The 19,227-nt window shown below is 46.6% G+C and carries 15 protein-coding genes; 3 read left to right on the top strand and 12 right to left on the bottom strand.

Features of this window, described 5'->3' with window-relative positions:
* Positions 1-143: 143 nt before the first annotated feature.
* From pflA to adhE, 3 genes are all read right to left on the bottom strand, one after another.
* Positions 144-881 (bottom strand): pyruvate formate-lyase-activating protein, encoded by a 738-nt coding sequence (gene pflA / locus M1D61_RS08135; RefSeq protein ID WP_458122450.1) that lies wholly within the window; start codon positions 879-881, stop codon positions 144-146.
* A 453-nt stretch (positions 882-1,334) separates the two neighbouring features.
* Positions 1,335-3,602 carry a formate C-acetyltransferase gene (gene pflB, locus M1D61_RS08130; protein ID WP_458121899.1) on the bottom strand — a complete coding sequence of 756 codons (2,268 nt, stop codon included), beginning with the start codon at positions 3,600-3,602 and terminating at the stop codon, positions 1,335-1,337.
* 1,069 nt (positions 3,603-4,671) lie between these two features.
* Positions 4,672-7,284 (bottom strand): bifunctional acetaldehyde-CoA/alcohol dehydrogenase, encoded by a 2,613-nt coding sequence (gene adhE, locus M1D61_RS08125; RefSeq protein ID WP_458121898.1) that lies wholly within the window; start codon positions 7,282-7,284, stop codon positions 4,672-4,674.
* Between the two features lie 331 nt (positions 7,285-7,615).
* Between adhE and M1D61_RS08120 the strand changes: the two genes are divergently transcribed.
* Positions 7,616-8,344, top strand: coding sequence for a Crp/Fnr family transcriptional regulator (locus M1D61_RS08120; RefSeq protein WP_458121897.1), 729 nt, complete (start codon positions 7,616-7,618; stop codon positions 8,342-8,344).
* A gap of 144 nt (positions 8,345-8,488) precedes the next feature.
* Here the strand turns inward: M1D61_RS08120 and M1D61_RS08115 are convergent, their stop codons facing one another.
* The 7 genes from M1D61_RS08115 to M1D61_RS08085 form a co-directional block, all read right to left on the bottom strand.
* Positions 8,489-8,806, bottom strand: a complete 318-nt coding sequence (locus M1D61_RS08115) for a winged helix-turn-helix transcriptional regulator (protein ID WP_046214926.1) — start codon at positions 8,804-8,806, stop codon at positions 8,489-8,491.
* 156 nt (positions 8,807-8,962) lie between these two features.
* The gene (locus M1D61_RS08110; RefSeq protein WP_458121896.1) at positions 8,963-9,649 is read right to left on the bottom strand and encodes a uracil-DNA glycosylase family protein; all 687 of its coding nucleotides are present in this window, start codon (positions 9,647-9,649) and stop codon (positions 8,963-8,965) included.
* Between the two features lie 288 nt (positions 9,650-9,937).
* On the bottom strand, positions 9,938-10,669 hold the full coding sequence (locus M1D61_RS08105) for a ThuA domain-containing protein (RefSeq protein ID WP_458121895.1): 732 nt from the start codon (positions 10,667-10,669) through the stop codon (positions 9,938-9,940).
* Between the two features lie 21 nt (positions 10,670-10,690).
* Positions 10,691-11,659 (bottom strand): sugar phosphate isomerase/epimerase family protein, encoded by a 969-nt coding sequence (locus tag M1D61_RS08100; RefSeq protein ID WP_458121894.1) that lies wholly within the window; start codon positions 11,657-11,659, stop codon positions 10,691-10,693.
* 180 nt (positions 11,660-11,839) lie between these two features.
* Positions 11,840-12,928: a Gfo/Idh/MocA family protein gene (locus tag M1D61_RS08095; RefSeq protein ID WP_458121893.1), complete on the bottom strand. Its 1,089-nt coding sequence runs from the start codon at positions 12,926-12,928 to the stop codon at positions 11,840-11,842.
* A complete protein-coding gene (locus M1D61_RS08090; protein WP_458121892.1) occupies positions 12,921-13,688 on the bottom strand; it encodes a sugar phosphate isomerase/epimerase family protein in 768 nt (255 codons plus the stop codon). The genes M1D61_RS08095 and M1D61_RS08090 overlap by 8 nt, the downstream gene beginning before the upstream one ends.
* Before the next feature lie 152 nt (positions 13,689-13,840).
* A complete protein-coding gene (locus tag M1D61_RS08085) occupies positions 13,841-14,917 on the bottom strand; it encodes a Gfo/Idh/MocA family protein (RefSeq protein WP_458121891.1) in 1,077 nt (358 codons plus the stop codon).
* Positions 14,918-15,126: 209 nt separating this feature from the next.
* Here M1D61_RS08085 and M1D61_RS08080 point away from each other — a divergent pair, with 209 nt between their 5' ends.
* Positions 15,127-15,951, top strand: coding sequence for an AraC family transcriptional regulator (locus tag M1D61_RS08080; protein ID WP_458121890.1), 825 nt, complete (start codon positions 15,127-15,129; stop codon positions 15,949-15,951).
* A 126-nt stretch (positions 15,952-16,077) separates the two neighbouring features.
* Here the strand turns inward: M1D61_RS08080 and M1D61_RS08075 are convergent, their stop codons facing one another.
* A complete protein-coding gene (locus tag M1D61_RS08075) occupies positions 16,078-16,344 on the bottom strand; it encodes an AbrB/MazE/SpoVT family DNA-binding domain-containing protein (RefSeq protein ID WP_458121889.1) in 267 nt (88 codons plus the stop codon).
* Between the two features lie 382 nt (positions 16,345-16,726).
* Here M1D61_RS08075 and M1D61_RS08070 point away from each other — a divergent pair, with 382 nt between their 5' ends.
* Positions 16,727-18,559 (top strand): rhamnogalacturonan lyase, encoded by a 1,833-nt coding sequence (locus M1D61_RS08070; RefSeq protein ID WP_458122449.1) that lies wholly within the window; start codon positions 16,727-16,729, stop codon positions 18,557-18,559.
* A 302-nt stretch (positions 18,560-18,861) separates the two neighbouring features.
* On the opposite strand, the gene M1D61_RS08065 is transcribed toward M1D61_RS08070, so the two are convergent.
* The gene (locus tag M1D61_RS08065) at positions 18,862-19,215 is read right to left on the bottom strand and encodes a hypothetical protein (protein WP_458121888.1); all 354 of its coding nucleotides are present in this window, start codon (positions 19,213-19,215) and stop codon (positions 18,862-18,864) included.
* Positions 19,216-19,227 lie beyond the last annotated feature (12 nt).

Genomic DNA, 19,227 nt, shown 5'->3' with positions numbered 1-19,227 from the left:
ATTCATTATGATAGTTCTCATCCGCATCCCCCGAATGCGCTCTAAACAATCATCTGCGGCAAAGATTTCATTTCAAAATCCCTGCAGAATGTCCATGTATATTCATTACACTGATCTGGTACGTATATTGGCGTACATGTGAATTATACACAGGTCGCCTGGCGGCGTCCTTGTTCGATCAGCCGATAGGCACGTTCTACTTCTTCGTCAGTCGGGGAAGGCACGCCATCCAGCGGATAGATGCGGCCCAGCGACTCCCATTTGTAGATGCCCATCTGATGATAAGGAAGGATCTCAAATTTTTCTACCCCTTTGAGAGTAGCGATAAATTCGCCCAGTGCAATCAGATCTTCTTCTGCATCATGAATGCCGGGTACAAATACATGTCGTATCCACATTTTGCGATCATGATCCGATAACCACTGTGCCAGTTTCAGCGTACGCTCATTGGATACTCCGGTCAGTTTTCGATGCTTTTCATTATTGATATGCTTCAGATCCAGCATAACCAGATCCGTAACTTCCAGCAGTTCGTGAATCTTTTCCCCATCATTGTAGCCGTTGCTGTCCAGAGTAGTATGAAGATTCCAGCGTTCTTTTACCGCTTTGAACAATGCTTTAACAAAAGGAGCCTGAAGTGTCGGTTCGCCGCCCGATACGGTGAGTCCGCCGCCAGAGCTGCGGTAGTAATTGAGATAAGGTTCGATCTCAGCCAATACTTCTTCCAGCTGCATCACCTTGCCTCCGTCCAGATTCCAGGTATCGGGATTATGACAATACTGGCATTTCATCAGACACCCCTGCATAAATAGTACGAAACGAATACCTGGACCATCGACAGTACCGAATGTTTCCAGCGAGTGAACACGGCCTGTTACCATGATCATTCAGCCCCTTTCCTTGTGGTGTGATTTGCCATTGCTTTTATGTTAGAAATTAAATTTGCCCTGTAGATGCACCGCTCAGAAGGAATGGATTGCTCTTCTGCCGCTTGTTGTGGAAGGATATCTGGAATGACTGCTGAAGCAGTCGATATCCTGGCACAAAGGCGGCGTCAGAGCAATTCCATCTCCTTCTTCGCTCTGTGCAAGGAGACCATTTAATTTCTAAAAGAAATGCGGTTGGCAAGCATTGGTGCGGTAATTTGAATACATTTTTTAGATGATGGTACTGTCCAAGCTTTTGCTTGGAACAGTACCTTGTTTTAGTTGCAAATATTGAACTGGTATTAAATAAGATTTAATACACTTTGAAGAAAATGTTCATTAATTGCTTTTGCTTAAGGATTGCTTCGATTTTCTTTGAATTTGCTGATGATTGGTTTTTACTTTTTATTACATTGCGTTATGGAATGTGCGGTTGATGACATCGAGCTGTTGTTCGCGGGTCAGCTTAATGAAGTTAACGGCATATCCGGATACGCGGATGGTCAGTTGTGGGTAGTTTTCCGGGTGATCCATGGCGTCGATCAGCTGTTCACGATCGAAGACGTTGACGTTCAGATGGTGAGCGTCGCTGCCGAAGTATCCGTCCAGCATAGCTACCAGGTTGGCTTTGCGGATCTCTTCTTCTTTGCCGAGTGCTTTTGGCACGATGGAGAAGGTGTTGGAGATACCATCCAGGCTGTGTTCATAAGGCAGTTTGGCAACAGAACTCAGGGATGCCAGGGCACCTTTTTTGTCACGACCGTGCATTGGGTTCGCACCTGGTGCAAATGGTTCGCCGGCTTTACGTCCGTCTGGTGTAGTACCTGTTTTCTTGCCATATACCACGTTGGAAGTGATCGTCAGTACGGATTGAGTCGGTACAGCTTCACGATACGTTTTGTGCTGGCGAATCATGCCCATAAATGTCTCTACCAGTTCAACGGCAATCTGGTCAACACGGTCATCATTGTTACCATAGCAAGGGAAGTCGCCTTCAATTTCAAAGTCTACAGCAATACCCTGTTCGTTGCGGATTGGTTTGACTTTGGCATACTTGATTGCGCTCAGGGAGTCAGCTGCTACCGACAGACCGGCGATACCACAGGCCATTGTACGCAGAATGTCACGGTCATGCAGTGCCATTTCAATACGTTCGTAGCTGTATTTGTCATGCATATAGTGAATGATGTTCAGTGCATCCATATACACTTTGGACAGCCACTGCATCATTGGTTTGTAGCGTGCGATAACTTCATCATAGTCCAGATATTCGGAGGTGATGGCAGGGAATTCAGGACCTACCTGAGCACCGGATTTCTCGTCTTTACCACCATTAATTGCATACAGAAGTGTTTTGGCCAGGTTGGCACGGGCACCAAAGAACTGCATTTGTTTACCGATACGCATTGCGGATACACAGCAGGCAATACCATAATCATCGCCGTAGAATGGCCGCATCAGATCATCATTTTCATACTGGATGGAGCTGGTCTCGATCGATACTTTGGCACAGTATTTTTTGAAGCCTTCCGGCAGTTTTTCGGACCAGAGAACAGTCAGGTTCGGTTCCGGTGCAGGTCCCAGATTGTACAAGGTATGCAGGAAGCGGAAACTGCTCTTCGTTACTCTTGTCGTTCCGTCTACAGCCATACCACCGATAGACTCGGTTACCCATGTTGGGTCACCACTGAACAGTTCGTTGTAATCCGGTGTGCGCAGGAATTTGACGATACGAAGTTTCATTACAAAATGGTCAACCAGTTCCTGAGCTTGCTCTTCATTCAGTGTGCCTTCCTGCAGATCGCGCTGGATGTAAATATCCAGGAAAGAAGATACGCGTCCAAGAGACATGGCTGCACCGTTTTGTTCTTTGACAGCAGCCAGATAACCGAAGTACAACCATTGGAAAGCTTCTTTGGCGTTTTGAGCCGGTTTGGAAATATCCATACCGTGAGCAGCAGCCATTTGTTTCAGTTCATTCAGTGCACGATACTGTTCGCTGATTTCTTCGCGCAGGCGGATTGTGGATTCATCCATGCCTTCGCCAATTGTCTGATCATGCTCTTTCTGTTTTTGTTTCATCAGGAAGTCTACACCGTACAGTGCTACCCGGCGATAGTCGCCAATGATACGACCGCGGCCATAAGCATCCGGCAGACCGGTTACGATACCGGATTTGCGGGCTGCACGAATCTCGGCTGTGTAGGCATCGAATACACCTTGATTATGTGTTTTGCGGATGTTGGTGAATGTATCCACGATCGATTGTGGAACTTCAAAGCCATAAGCTTTACAAGCATCGATGACCATTCGGATACCGCCATAAGGCTGAATGGAGCGTTTAAACGGCTCGTCGGTTTGTACGCCGACAATCTGTTCTTTGTCTTTGTCCAGATAACCAGGACCATGGGATACGATTGATCCCGGTGTGTTCACGTCAACGTCCCATACGCCGCCTCTTTCACGTTCTTCTTTGGACAGCTGGGATACGATTTTCCAGAGGTCATTTGTATTTTGAGTAGGGCCTGCCAGGAATGATTCATTTCCAAGGTAAGGGTTGATATTCTCATCAATAAAGTTTTTAGTGTCCACATGGTTGGTCCATTTGCCTTTGTTAAAACCTCTCCATGCATCCTGTTGTGACTGGTCCATTACGTTTCTTTCGATTACCGACATTGATAATCCCTCCAATACTTGTGAATTTAATCACAAATTATTTTATGGCTATGCCTTGACTAAACATGACGCCGGTTACTTGTGCTCCGGCTATGTCTTTATTATGACGGACAGAGCTGTTTCAAGATGTGATATATATCACAAAATAAGATGCTAATTATGATTTTTATCACTTTCTGTCATTGATACAGCATTTCTCAAAATATATAACAGCTTACTAGTCGGATTAAGCGGATTCAGGACAATACAGTTATGTTTTATTCCAAGCTTCTTCCGATTATCAATACAGATGACAATGGATTAAAGATACAGTTGCTGTAAGTTTGGACTGTTCAAATTGATGTGAATCCAATTTAAAGCAAATGATGATTTGCGGATTAGGGCATCAACCACTCCAGAAAGGAATAAGGGCCCCTCCTCCGGTTAAGCCTGAAGATCCTTTAGTGGTGGAAGAAGATGAGGATCTCCAGGCTTAAATGTCGTCGGTTGCTCTTATTTCCTTTCTTGCGTTCCGTGCATATTGCATCATTTATGTTGCAGGCAATCAGCTAATTTTGTATACAGCGCCTTGGTCTCGTATAATTCGTAAGTTGAACAGTATTTTGTTACAGTTTAGGCTTGATCAGCGTACAAGTAGCTGTTTTCTCCACTAATCATCTTTCGGTGCTTCTAATTCTTGATTGTAATCAGACAGGCTAAACATTAAGCAGCTGAACTGAAAATGAAGCAAGTGCACGCAGCGGAGGTAAGGGGATTCTCTTTCAAGCCGACATTTAAGAACGGAGGCCGGAAGGAGAATCCCTTACCGGAGCGCCTGCTGTCTCCCTTCCCAGCCAACCCACAACATTCTTCCCATTAAAATGAGCACATAGCCCAAGCACACTGGTAGTTACAGCTACAGCAAATGGTACGCAATCACATCGATAATAAAAGAATTGCTTCCACCCCCTGCATACAGCAGCCGATGGAAGCAATCCCGATGATCATAAAACTACGTTGTATGGTTGTATGCTGCCTTGGTAAAACTACTTACTTGCTATTATAACTTTCTTGCTATACATTTGTAGCCTTACTCGAATTTACCGTAGAAAGCGTTACGGTATACATCAGCCAGTTCGGTGACCAGCGGCATTTTAGGGTTGGCAGTTGTACATTGGTCTTCAAACGCACGGTCAGCCAGGTAATCAACATGTGCTTCAAAGTCTTTCGCATCAAAGCCCAGTGCTTCAAACGATTCCGGGATACCCAGTTTGCGGTTCAGGTCACGGATGGCGTTGATCAGGCTGGTTACGCCTTCTTCGGTAGTACGCGCTGGCAGTCCCAGGATACGGGCGATTTCAGCGTAACGTTCGTCAGCGATGAAGTGCGAGTATTTAGGGAACGATGCGAATTTGGTTGGTTTCTTCGCATTGTAACGGATAACATGCGGCATCAGGATCGCATTGGTACGTCCGTGTGCTGTATGGTATTGACCGCCCCATTTGTGAGCCAGACTGTGGTTAATGCCCAGGAACGCATTGGCAAAGGCCATACCGGCTATTGTCGAAGCATTATGCATTTTCTCACGTGCCAGTTTGTCACCTTGCAGTGCCGATTGCTCCAGGTATTGGAACACCAGCTGGATCGCTTTGATTGCCAGACCATCAGTGTAGTCATTGGCCATATTGGAGACATACGCTTCAATCGCATGAGTCAGTACGTCCATACCGGTATCTGCTACAGCTACACGCGGCAGGGAGTAGACGAACTCAGGATCTACAATCGCTACGTCCGGAGTCAGCTCGTAGTCGGCCAGAGGATATTTGGTGTTACCTTTTTCTTTATCCGTGATAACCGCAAACGATGTTACTTCCGAACCTGTACCCGAAGTGGTTGGGATAGCGACGAACTGTGCTTTTTGTCCCAGATGCGGGTATTTGTAGATCCGTTTGCGGATATCCATGAATTTTTGTTTCAGGTTATCGAATTCCACATCAGGGTATTCGTAGAACAGCCACATGCCTTTGGCAGCATCCATTGGTGATCCGCCGCCCAGTGCGATAATGCAGTCCGGCTGGAAGCGTTCCATCATTTGACGGCCGCGTTCTACAGTCGTGGTCGATGGATCCGGTTCTACGTCGGAGAATACTTCGATCGCTACCGGAGTCTGACGTTGACGCAGGTAATGTTCTACTTTTTCCACATAGCCCAGCTGTACCATCATTGGGTCGGTTACGATAATAACACGGCTGATGTTCGGCATTTTGGCAAGATATTGAGTCGAACCTTTTTCAAAGTATACTTTGGAAGGAATCTTGAACCATTGCATATTCACGGTACGACGCGCCACCCTTTTCACATTAATCAGATTCACTGCTGTTACATTGGAAGAAGTCGAGTTACGTCCATACGATCCGCAGCCCAGTGTCAGGGAAGGCAGGTTCGTATTGTAAATGTCACCGATAGCGCCATGTGTCGAAGGCGAATTCACGATAATACGTCCGGTTTGAAGACGATCTGCGAACTTCTGAATCACTTCATCGTTGTTGGAATGGATAGCCGAAGAGTGACCCATACCGCCGAACTCAACAACTTGTGCCGCACGCTCGATACCTTGTTCTGCATTTTTCACTCTATAACAAGCCAGTACAGGACTTAATTTTTCAGCGGACAGCGGGTATTTGGTACCTACACCTTCCAGTTCAGCGACCAGAATCTTGGTGTCAGCCGGTACAGTGATACCACTTATTTCAGCAATTTTTACAGCTGGTTGACCTACAATTGCCGGGTTAACTGCACATTTCTCTATGTTCATGGCTCCTGCAGTCAGTTTGCCTACTTCTTCTTTGCTGAGGAAGTAGCAGCCGTTATCAATCATGAGCTTTTTCACTTGTTCGAATACAGGTTCTTCGATAATAACCGCCTGTTCGGATGCACAGATCATGCCGTTATCGAACGATTTGGACAGGATCAGGTCCGTTACGGCCTGTTTCAGGTCTGCACTTTTCTCGATAAAGGCAGGTACGTTACCAGGACCTACGCCCAGTGCAGGTTTGCCACAGCTGTAAGCTGCTTTGACCATTGCACCGCCGCCGGTAGCCAGGATAAGCGCTACGTCAGGATGATTCATCAATGCATTTGTTTTGTCCATGGAAGGATTCTCGATCCACTGGATACAATCTGCCGGTGCGCCATGTTTGACTGCAGCTTCGAGCAGGATTCTTGCAGCTTCCTTACTGCACTGTTGGGCAGATGGATGGAAACCGAAGATGATCGGGTTACGTGTCTTGATCGCGATCAGTGCTTTAAACATTGTGGTGGATGTCGGGTTGGTTACCGGTGTGATCCCCATGATGGTACCGACCGGTTCAGCGATTTTCTGGAAATTGTCGTAAGCATTGTCTTCAATCACACCGACCGTTTTTTCGTTTTTGATGCTGTGGTATATATATTCAGTAGCAAAGATGTTTTTGGTAATCTTGTCTTCGTATACCCCTCTGCCTGTTTCTTCAACAGCCAGCTTGGCAAGATACATATGTTTGTCCAGTCCGGCAAGTGCCATCGCCTGTACAACTTCATCAATTTGTTCCTGATTCATTTTCATAAATGCGGATTGTGCTTTGTTCGCTTTATCAATCATTTTTTGAATTTCTTCCTGTGCAGTAACTTCTACGGTGCGAGTGGCATCATTTTTTACAGCCATTTCTCTCATCCTCCTCAGAATGTGTGGTGCTTTCTGTCTACGCACTGATCATAACATAGAGATATAAATCATAATGTGATTTTTTTCACAATCAATTTTTATTTTTAAAATATTAAACATTGGCTTTTTTCTTTTTGCATTTTGAACTAACTGGAGATATAATAAAAGTGAAAATAATCACAAAGTTTAATTTTTAAAATAATCATTATACTATTAAATACACTGATTTAAAGGAACATAGATCGAATTTGAATTTAGTAAATTTTTCCTTAAAACATAATGCAATCCGATTATTTTCGCGTATAATTGGGAGATGAAGGGGAGGACGAACATGAACAAATCTGCAGAAATGATGAACACTAATATCGTAGGAAATACCTCGAGCTTTTCGGAGATCAATCTGGAGCGGATGCTGGCCTATGCAACGGAGCGCAGCATTCCTTCCGGATCGCACCTTTTTTGGGAAGGCGATCTGTCTGACAAGCTTTACTACATCAAAAGCGGACGTGTCAAACTGACCAAATCCACTGACGAAGGTAAAGAACTTATCCTATATATGTATCAATCTGGTGATATGATCGGACAGGCTGATCCGTTCTCCGGTACACGGCTCGGATTTACTGCAGAGACTCTGGAAGATACGGAAGTCGCGGTCATTGAGCATAAGGATCTGGAACTGATTATTTGTCAGCACTGCGATTTTGCTATCGACTTTATGAAATGGATGGGTACGCATCATCGGCTGACCCAGACCAAAGTGCGTGACCTGATGCTGTACGGTAAACCAGGTGCACTCTGTTCAACCCTGATTCGTCTCAGTAATACGTATGGTGAAAACTATAATGAAGATGGATCGATACTGATCAACAAGAAAATCACCCACACCGATCTATCCAATATGATTGGAGCTACACGAGAAAGTGTAAACCGGATGCTCAGTGACCTGCGCAAAAAAGAAGTCATCGAATACGAACATGGCATGATCATTATTCATGATCTGGAAGCTCTGCAGGAAGTATGTCACTGCGAGCTCTGCCCGAGAGAAATCTGCAGAATCTGATTGCGCCGGCATCTCTCCCCGGCGCCTCCTGATTACGCGAACAATATAAATAATGTATATGCAAAAAGCTTTCCGCTGATAAATATCAGACGGAAAGCTTTTTAATTACGCAATTTTTACTGGTACCGATTCGCCATGGGGGCATTAATCGACCCAATGCTCTGCCCAATTCTGGATTTGTTCCATTACAGGCTGAAGTGCCCGGCCTTTGTCGGTCAGTTCGTACTCGATTCGTACTGGAGTCTCCGGATATACCTGACGGGTCAAGATTCCGCTTCCTTCCAGATCTTTCATCCGCTCCGAGAGCATTTTGTCGCTCATCATCGGAATAAGGTTAGAGATATCTTTAAAACGTTTTGGTCCGCTCATAAGTGACTGAATAATCAGACCATTCCATCTTTTTCCTAAAAAAGAAAACGCGGTCTCAAAACGAGGGCATAATCCCAACTGATGCTGTTCCATGTCTTTTCACCTCTTCATCCGTCCATAGCACAATAGTGGGTTGTCGTAAGCTTTTTATATATAAACTTCATGTACGCTTACAATTAGTTAGCATATATATTTTAACACATTTTACCTAATAAGAAAACGAAAACATTACGGTTCCTACTTGTTTCCTTACAGCTGCAGGCTCTGACCAATAAGTTCACGCAGCTGCTTGAGATCATCAGCAATAGTATCAGTCAATGATCTATTATACAGCACTGCCGCTGGATGATACATAGGAAAAATACAATATTCTTGCTCGGACAAATGATATCCTTGCTCGAGACGTTCACTGTCTACCTGCTGAATCCGTCTGCGTATCAACTGTCCATGCCATGCAGTGATGGTATACTCTTCACCGAGCAGCCGCTGCAGACCAATATTGCCCAGTGTAATCAGAATTTGTGGCTGTACTATAGCAATTTCCCTGTCCAGAATAGGGGCAAATGCCAGCACTTCAGCCCGGGTAGGGGTGCGATTGGATCGGCTGAGACGATCCGGGCTTCCTTTAACTGGCTTGTCTTTGTACGGACGACTGCGGACAGCACTCGTAATATACAAATCGTCTCTCGTAATATCCAGCGCTTCCAGATAACTATCCAGTACCTTACCAGCCTGACCTGAAAATGGTCGTCCATTCTGTATTTCTGTTGCCCCTGGCGCCTCCCCTACCATCATTAGCATACCGGGCCATCTGCCAAATCCGGTCAAAAACCCTTCAAGCCGCAAGTCCTTCACTCGTTCCAGACAGGCGTGTACCAGTTCGGGCGGCAGCGGTACAGATCCGATATGCGTAGATGTCTGATTTTGGTTTGACATATCCATACCTCATTTACCCAATAATTTGTATACATATTGTATTTACCCAAATTTCCACAAGCTACTTATGTAAAAAATACGTCTGCGGACATTCCCGCAGACGTACTCTGTTCATTGCTGTATCTCAGCTTCCATCATAAAAGCAAGGCTTACCGGCAATCGTGTATACTATAGGGTTCATTCAACAAGGTTGCTGGAGTATGATCAAAATATCTTCGTTTGACCGAAGAACGTATTCAGCCTGTCTCCTATGCTGAAAATGCGCTGGCTATCTGCTTAATTAAAGAATTATACCAGTACTTTGCCGCCGATTGCTCGTGTTGGCTCAGTACGTCCAAACGCAGGACGGGCATTTTCTGCTGGTTGTGCCCAGCGTACAGCATTGGCGATGATATGCATAATATCCTGGTTGTAGTACGTAGGATATGTTTCATGACCAGGGCGGAAGTAGAAGATTTTACCATGGCCGCGACGGTACGTGCAGCCGCTGCGGAATACTTCGCCACCTTCAAAGTTGCTCAGATATACCAGCTCGTCGGGAGCCGGAACATCGAAAAACTCGCCATACATTTCCTCTTTATCCAGTGTGATGGATGGATTAACACCCTGTGAGATCGGATGATTCGGGTTCACACACCACAGGATTTCCTGTTCGTCTGCGACACGCCATTTCAGATCGCAGCTTGTGCCCATCAATTGCTTGAATGGTTTGGAAAAGTGTCCGGAGTGCAGCACGATCAATCCCATGCCTTCCTGAACACGTCTTACTACCGCTTCTGCAATCTCATCATCCACCAGGTCGTGTGCCGTATGTCCCCACCACAGCATAACATCGGTAGAGTTCAGAACGGATTCTGTCAGACCATGCTCATCCTGATCCAGTGTTGCTGTGCGGCAGGCGAACCCTTCTTTGGTCAATCCGTCTGCAAGTACTTTGTGAATTCCATCCGGGTATACAGCTTTGACGTCGTCGCGGATTTGCTCATGTACAAACTCATTCCAGACTGTTACGTTAATCATACTATTATTGCCTCCCTGTTGTTAGACCCACCACATCTCGCCAAGTTCTTCTTCGATCATGACCTGCTGCAAATTGTGGACGGCTTTAGTGAAACCCTCGTTTACGGACATCAGTCCGTCTTCATGCTCTATACTAACGACATAGTCATATCCAACTAATCTTAGTGCGCTGACGATGTCAGCCCAGGTTTTTACATCGTGACCATAACCTACGGTACGGAACTGCCATGCGCGTTCTTTGATATCAGCGTAGGAATGCATGTCCGTTACACCGTTCATATTCATATTATCGGTATCTGTAGCCGTATCTTTAGCATGAAAGTGATGAATTGCGCCATTTTTCCCCAAAATTTTTATTGCGCCGATTGGATCGATTCCCTGCCACCACATGTGGCTCGGATCCAGGTTCGCTCCGATGACTTCACCAGCTGCTTCACGCAGTCGCAGCAGTGTGCCCGGTGTATGAACGGAGAAGCCGCCATGCAGTTCGAGACCGACTTTTATATTGTGGTCTGAAGCGAATTTGCCTGCTTCTTTCCAGTAAGGAATAATTTTCTCATTCCACTGCCAGTCCAGCAGGTCGCGGAAATCGTTGGGCCATGGTGCTACCGGCCAGTTTGGATATTTGGAGTCGTCACTCTCACCCGGACAGCCGGAGAACGTATTGACGACAGGTACTTCCAGCTTCTCAGCCAGCTGCACGGACTTGATAAAAGAGTCATGCGCTTCTTTGGCAATCGCTTTTTGCGGATGCAATGGATTGTCGTGACAGCTCAGTGCGCTGATGATCAGGCCGCGTGAATCAATAGCCTGTTTGAATGCTTTCAGCTTGCCGTTATCGGCGAGCAGCTCATCGGTGTTGCAGTGAACATTACCCGGATTACCGCCGGTGCCAATCTCTACCGCCTTGACACCTTTTTCAACTACATAGTCCAGTGCCTCCTCAAAGCTCATATTGTTAAGCAATACCATAAATACGCCCAATTTCATTCGTTCGTCCTCCTGGTTCAACTGTTTTTGTTGGTAAGGTGAATACAATGCATCATATGCTGCCGCGAATGATTCTATATTTATTAATACGTAAACTGGAGCTTAAAAGTTTGCTTTTTAACGAAATTTTTAAATAAAAATTACCTTAAATGACTATTTTGTCCATGCTGTCTCTCCAGCTTAGGATTCCAGGTAAACCGCTTGGCCGGTACGTGCCGATTCGTAGATCGCTTCCAGAATCTGTGTCACAATCAATGCCTGTTCGGGTTTGACCAGAGGTTCCTTGTCTTCTACGATCGCTTCCAGCCACATTCTCGCTTCACGGTCGGCTTCATGCTCGGAACCGCCCGTATAGAAAGCTACCCCTCCGGAACCCATATCAATCTTGCTTTCATACAGTCGGCTGTTTTTCTCGCCGTTGATATGCAGTCCATCAGTCATGTCGGCTCCGCCTTCGGTACCGCACAGTATGCTCTGTGCTTCAGCAAAGTTACGCAGGTTGATCGCCCAGCTGGATTCCAGTGAAATGACAGCACCATTTTCCATTGTAATGAAGCCAAATGCCGAATCTTCTACCTTAAACTTCTCGGGGTCCCACGGGCCAAAGGCATTGGCTGCATTCTTGCGGGAACCCAGCTTGTGGAATGTCGTTCCCATAACGCTTTTTGGCTTGTAGTTATCCATTAGCCAGAGTGTCAGATCCAACGCATGGGTACCGATATCGATCAGCGGCCCGCCGCCCTGCTTTTCTTCATCGAGGAAGACTCCCCATGTCGGAACGGCACGTCGGCGCAGCGCGAGCGCTTTGCCAAAGTACACATCTCCCAGATCGCCTTCTTCGACCATTTGCTTCAGATACAGGCTGTCATCACGGAAGCGGTTCTGGTAGGCAATGGACAGTTTCTTGCCAGTACGCCTCGCTGCTTCCACCATCGTGCGTGCTTCGGCAGTCGACTTCGCCATCGGCTTCTCACACATGACATGCTTGCCCGATTCCAGTGCATCCACTGTAATTACAGCGTGCGAATCATTGGGGGTACATACGTGAATCACATCAATCGTCTGATCTTCAAGCAGCTGTTTGTAATCGGTGTATACTTTGGCATCTTCGGTACCATACTGCTCGGCCGCTTCGGAAGCACGTTCTTCCACTATATCGCAGAAGGCTACCAGACTGGCGAGCGGCTGCTTGGACAGACTGGGTAAATGCTTGTTCTGGGCAATGCCGCCGCAGCCGACAATACCGATACGGAGTACTTGATCAGACATTCACGACGCCTCCTTTGGCGCCATAGCTTTTCACCCAGTTCATGCTCTGTTCAATACTTTGCATTGGAGCCTGCAGACTGTTATCCTGTTCGACCACGATCCATTCCGCTCCGGCTTTGTCTGCCGCATCACCGATGCGCGCTACCGGTGCTTCGCCTTCGCCAAGCTCCATCATCTGGATACCGTCACTGGTACGTTTGAAATCTTTCCAGTGTACAATTGGCAGTCTGCCGGCATATTTATCAATATATTCAACCGCACTATAACCGCTGTACTCCACCCATGCGCTGTCCAGCTCCACCTGGATCAGATCGACAGGAATCTCTTCATACAGGGCATCCAGTACGGTACGGTCGCCGATCTTTTCTGTAAGTTCAAAATCATGATTGTGATACAGTAATACCACATCGTTCTGATTGCAAGTTTCACCAAGTTTACGCAGATTTTCGAAAATTTCCGGCCAATTGCCACGCTGCTCTTCAGTCAGATAAGGAACGATAATATAACGATTACCAATAGCTTTGTTAAAATCAATCAGGGATTGTGCATCTTCCAGCAGATCTGCATACGGCGTATGGGCACCGACTACTTCCAGGTTATGCTTGTCAAGCACCGCTTTGACCTGTTCTGCCGTTCTGCCGTAATAACCGGCAAACTCAACGCCCTGGTACCCAAGCGCAGCTACCTTTTCAATCGTCCCTTCAAAATCGCGTTCCAGATCCTCACGTACTGTGTATAATTGCAATCCGACTTTTAACATAGCTTCAATCACTCCTGTATCATAGTTATAGTAATTAATTACAGCTATTGATGTGATATCTGGTTGTCGTTACAAACCATATTCGTATGACTTGAGCTTGCCGTCAACGATACATATCAGCGGGCAGGATACCGTTCGGATCAGGTCTGCGGTCAGCTATTGCTCTGCCGGTAACCTGCGCGACTCTCGATAATAACATGCTTGCCCTCAAGAGAAGAGCGCTGGAAGGCATGCATTACTTCGAGAACATGATAAGCCAGTTCACCGCTTGCACGATGCGGACGATTCTCCCGGATGGCCTGTACCATCTCGTTAACACCCTTGCCGCGATCATTGTTGATGGGCTCGAATACCGGCGGCAGAACTTCAAATTCATCAGAACCCGCACGTCTCAGGCGCACATCTCCGTCAAAGAAGTTGGGATCAGGGATATCCAGAGTGCCTGCTGTACCGTAAATTTCCATACGCGGCAGCTGCGATCCTCCGGGAATATCGAAGCTCGTCACCATCGTGGCAATTGCACCATTCTCAAAATCAACGGTTCCGGCCAGATGCGTAGGCGTCTGTACACGGATTGGCGTACCGGCCTTGGCACCGCTGTGGATGATACGATCCGGCATCAGAATACCGGCTGAAGAGCTGACTCTTGTCATGGAACCAAGCAGGCTTGCGAGCGCTGTCAAATAATAAGGTCCCATGTCGAACATTGGTCCGCCTCCAGGGGCGTAAAAGAATTCCGGATCCGGATGCCACGATTCCGGTCCTGCTCCCATCATAAAAGCAGAAGCTGCAATCGGGCGTCCGATCATACCGCTCTCAATAGCGTGACGTGCAGTCTCAATACCGGCTCCAAGAAAAGTATCCGGTGCACTGCCAACCCTTTTGCCTGCTTCTTTGGCTTTTTCCAGGGTCCGTCGTCCATCATCCAGTGATACGGCGAATGGCTTTTCGGCATAGACATGCTTGCCTGCAGACAGAGCTGCCTGATTGACACTCGCATGTGCGGCAGGAATCGTAAGGTTAATGATCAACTCAATATCCTCTTGCTGCATAATTTCATCTGGAGTGAAGACGTTTACAATCCCAAATTCTTCAGCCCGCTCTTTCGCTTTTGCAATCACCATGTCAGCGCATGCCACAATTTCGACAACCGGACTGGATTTGAGATTTTGTAGATAAATAGCACTGATGTTACCGCATCCGACTAATCCGGCCTTCATTCGCTTCACAGGTAACCCTCCTCTAGTCTTCGCCAATGTATGATAACCCCTTATGTATGCTCTGGACTTATTCATACCATTGTCCGTTTGTTAATTATGGTGTTTTTGAACTCGTAACCATAGTATTACTTAACCGCATCAATTAAAATGAATAATATGATTAAAACATGAACTATTTGGTCAAAATTTAAATTTGTTGCTGAAATGAGGATCTTTTAATGGATGGACATGGAAAAGAATGTAAAGTATATACAGCAGGATATTCCTTTCACCGTAAACCTTTTCATATGCATGAGCCTCAGGGAATACAGAACTATCTCTTTCGCTTCCAGACCGAGGGCGGCTGTCAGCTTCGGCAGAATGGTCAACTGGTAAATGTTGATGTGGGTGATTTTCATATCTATGCCCCTGATCAGCCTTATGAGCTAAGAATCGATTATACGCCGGGTTCAACCGGAAAATCTGCAGTGGAAAGCGGGGATTATCATATCTTTTTTGGAGGCGAGTGGGCGGATGAGTGGTGGCATCAACGCAAGCGTCCCGCCCGGCTCAAGATTCCGCTGACCGATAATATTATGGATCTGATGCGTCAGATTTCGATGGAAAAGCGGCGTATGGATAATCCGTATCCCGAGATCCTTTCCCATTACATGAAAATTCTTTGCCTGTCTGTGGATCGTTATTTGGCCGAGCAGCCTACCGGGGGACCAAAAACTTATCTGGCATACCAGATCAAAAATTACATCGAAGAGAACGCCTCTTCCACCTTTAAATTAGAGGATATTGCGCTGCATATTGGCATCAGTGTATCAAGAGCCGTGCACCTGTTCAAAGAGGCTTTTGATACGACTATCATGCAGTACGCGCTGGAAGTGCGGCTCAATATGGCTCAGGAGCGCATCATGTTTAGCCCGATGCCGCTCGAAGAAGTAGCAGAATCATCAGGATTCGCCAACTACACGTATTTCCACCGGGTATTCCGCTCGAAATTTGGCATGTCCCCCAAAGAATTCCGGATATCCAAGCGGGAGCATATTACCTGACTTCAAGAATAAGCTTTATTATATGTCAATGCATAATGTAAGTGCATATGTACGCGCTGCAAAAAGGGCTGCATTCCGCAGCCCTTCATCCATATCTATATTCGATATATGCATATCGTGTATCTGTCAGTTCTTTTTGGCTGTAGCATGTATCTCAGTCAGTTCACTAATAACGCTGCGACTGATCAGCTTTCCCTTGAAATATACCAGATCTTCTGTCTCTCCTGTAAAAATGCAGGATGGCTCATACTTTCTCAGAATAATGCGATCGCTGTCCACGAAAATTTCCAGTCCATCTTTGACATCGATATTCATGATGCGACGAAGCTCTATCGGAATAACGACTCTTCCCAATTCATCCACTTTTCTTACAATACCGGTAGCTTTCATCATTCCGTTATCCTCCAATATCAATTTTCTACATTTATCTACAATTTTTTTATTCGTAATATTTATCATTAAATCATATCCGTACTCGGTTGCCAAGTGTGCATTAATTCATTCTTATCTAGGCGAACTTCTCAAATTTTATATCATTAAATTCCGTATAATTAAATATATGATTTAATTTAGTAATTTATAACTATATAAATGGGGATACGCTGTTCGGTATGATGAGACGTAATAGCAGGCCTGCTATCTATCTTTGTAAAGTAAACCTTCTGTCTACCGACAAAATGTAAACGCTAACATTAGGAGGTACTCATATATGAATGCTATTCAAACAGTAAAATCCCGACTGGCAAAAAGCAAGCTCGGACACAAATCAACTGCAATGCTGCTAAGTGCAGCATTAACATGCAGTGCACTGGGTCTATCCATCCTGCCTGCTGTACCGGCGGATGCCGCTTCACCAAGACAAATGGAAGCCCTGGATCGTGGACTGGTCGCTGTAAAAAGCGGAACAGGGGTATTTGTCAGCTGGCGGCTGCTTGGCACCGAAGTATCCGGTACCGCCTTTAACCTTTATCGCGGAGATACCCTCGTTAACAGTGCTCCCCTGACCAACAGCACCAACTATCAGGACACTGCCGGCACCTCTTCTTCGACCTACACCGTAAGGGCTGTTATAGACGGCAAGGAACAGCCCTCTTCCGCAGCGGCGCAGGTATGGGCTGATAATTATCTTAATGTACCTCTATCCAAACCTGCAGGAGGTACTTCTCCTGACGGTACAGCATATACTTATACAGCTAATGATGCGAGTACCGGAGACCTTGACGGTGATGGACAATACGAACTGATCGTCAAATGGGACCCTTCCAACTCTAAAGACAACTCCCAGGCCGGTTACACAGGCGAGACTTATCTGGACGCGTACAAGCTGAATGGAACCCGGCTGTGGCGAATTAACCTGGGACCCAATGTACGCGCCGGCGCTCACTATTCCCCGTTTATCGTCTATGATCTGAATGGGGATGGCGTATCCGAGCTGGCTGTCCGGACAGCCGATGGTACAGTAGATGGAGCAGGTCAAGTCATCGGAGATGACAGCAAGGACTACCGTACCAGCAATGGTTATGTACTCTCAGGTCCGGAGTACCTTACTATCTTTGAAGGCGCCAGCGGACGGGAAATGGATACGATCGATTTTGAACCGGCACGCGGGAAAGTCGCCGACTGGGGTGATAACTATGGTAACCGGGTAGATCGATTTTTGGCTGCTGTCGCTTATCTGGACGGGACAACTCCAAGTCTGATCATGACACGAGGCTATTACGCCAAAACGATGCTGGTCGCTTATGATCTGAACGGAACGCAGCTGTCCAAACGCTGGACCTTTGACTCTACCGCTTCCGGCAATGCCGGCTATGCGGGGCAGGGCAATCATAACCTCAGCATTGCCGATGTGGACCATGACGGCCGGGACGAGATTTTATACGGTTCCATGACAGTCGATGACAACGGTAAAGGTCTGTACACAACTGGTCTCGGGCATGGCGATGCGATGCATGCTGGGGACCTGAACCCGAAACGCTCCGGACTGGAAGTATTTCAAGTGCATGAAGACAAGGGTTCCGCATATGGTCTGGAAGTGCATGACGCCAGGACCGGAGATGTATTATGGGGAATCAAAACAGGTACCGATGTAGGCCGCGGGCTTGCAGCCGATATTGATCCGCGTACCGCCGGGGCTGAAGTGTGGGCTAATGGCGGACTGTATTCGATTACCGGACAGCAGCTCGGCACCAAGCTGCCTTCTTCAACCAACTTTGCGATCTGGTGGGACGGCGATCCGCTGCGAGAACTGCTGGATGCCAATCGAATTGATAAATGGGACTACACTGGCAGCACAACCAAAAATCTGCTTACCGCCAGTGGAGCTGCCTCCAATAACGGTACCAAATCGACTCCCGCACTGCAGGCCGATCTGCTCGGCGATTGGCGGGAAGAGGTAGTATGGCGAACTGCTGACAGCTCGGCCCTGCGCATCTATACGACTACCGCAGTAACGGATAGCAAAATCTATACCCTGATGCATGATCCGGTCTACCGCCTTGGTGTAGCCTGGCAGAATGCAGGGTATAATCAACCGCCGCATACGGGCTTCTTTATCGGAGATGGCATGAGTCCACCGCCTGCTCCCAATATTACGCTGGTACGCTGATTGATCTGTTATTCCACCTACTGGCCAATTTCATTTACTTTATTTTAATGAAGAACAACTTCATAACCATGCCGGTGAATGGCACAAATGAACAGTATATTAATAGTAAAAAATATTATAAAATCATTATAAAAAAAGTCCCGGTTATATACCGGGACTTTACTGGTTTCGGACTTCATTTATAAGCCGCACACTAGAGACTGATGCCGCCATACCCATACAAAAGATATACAACCCTCTTCTTGCAAAATAATCGTCTACCCTTTGCATCCTATCTTTGATAATGGAGAAAATGCAACCGCCTACTCTTCGCTCTGTCTTCTGCGGGCAGCTTCCTGCGCTTCAATCTCTTCACTAACGACAAAGGCAAGGTCATCGTTATCGTATACGGACAATACACCGAGCAGTGTATCATCCGGAATATCACCTGCTTCTTCCTTTGGTACTGTCAGCCGCATGCCCTGCTCCAATCGTGGATTATCGACCTGATCCGGATAAGCACGCTGGTACATTTCTTTGGCATCGAATCCCCGATTGACACACCACTGGGTAAATACGAGAATCATCATATCCTCATCCTGCCGGTAGCTCTCCAATACCTGCTCTTCACGCCGCTTCATTTGTTCTTCCCGTGTCATAAATTCATAATCATCCATTACGGTACCCTC

The sequence above is a fragment of the Paenibacillus sp. Z6-24 genome, assembly GCF_054161335.1.
This window is presented reverse-complemented; position numbering and strand designations above follow the sequence as displayed.

Coding starts and splice junctions, on each gene's coding strand:
- pflA (WP_458122450.1), bottom strand. CDS start 881: ATGGTAACAGGCCGTGTTCACTCGCTGGAAACATTCGGTACTGTCGAT.
- pflB (WP_458121899.1), bottom strand. CDS start 3,602: ATGTCGGTAATCGAAAGAAACGTAATGGACCAGTCACAACAGGATGCA.
- adhE (WP_458121898.1), bottom strand. CDS start 7,284: ATGGCTGTAAAAAATGATGCCACTCGCACCGTAGAAGTTACTGCACAG.
- M1D61_RS08120 (WP_458121897.1), top strand. CDS start 7,616: ATGAACAAATCTGCAGAAATGATGAACACTAATATCGTAGGAAATACC.
- M1D61_RS08115 (WP_046214926.1), bottom strand. CDS start 8,806: ATGGAACAGCATCAGTTGGGATTATGCCCTCGTTTTGAGACCGCGTTT.
- M1D61_RS08110 (WP_458121896.1), bottom strand. CDS start 9,649: ATGTCAAACCAAAATCAGACATCTACGCATATCGGATCTGTACCGCTG.
- M1D61_RS08105 (WP_458121895.1), bottom strand. CDS start 10,669: ATGATTAACGTAACAGTCTGGAATGAGTTTGTACATGAGCAAATCCGC.
- M1D61_RS08100 (WP_458121894.1), bottom strand. CDS start 11,659: ATGAAATTGGGCGTATTTATGGTATTGCTTAACAATATGAGCTTTGAG.
- M1D61_RS08095 (WP_458121893.1), bottom strand. CDS start 12,928: ATGTCTGATCAAGTACTCCGTATCGGTATTGTCGGCTGCGGCGGCATT.
- M1D61_RS08090 (WP_458121892.1), bottom strand. CDS start 13,688: ATGTTAAAAGTCGGATTGCAATTATACACAGTACGTGAGGATCTGGAA.
- M1D61_RS08080 (WP_458121890.1), top strand. CDS start 15,127: ATGGATGGACATGGAAAAGAATGTAAAGTATATACAGCAGGATATTCC.
- M1D61_RS08075 (WP_458121889.1), bottom strand. CDS start 16,344: ATGATGAAAGCTACCGGTATTGTAAGAAAAGTGGATGAATTGGGAAGA.
- M1D61_RS08070 (WP_458122449.1), top strand. CDS start 16,727: ATGCTGCTAAGTGCAGCATTAACATGCAGTGCACTGGGTCTATCCATC.
- M1D61_RS08065 (WP_458121888.1), bottom strand. CDS start 19,215: ATGGATGATTATGAATTTATGACACGGGAAGAACAAATGAAGCGGCGT.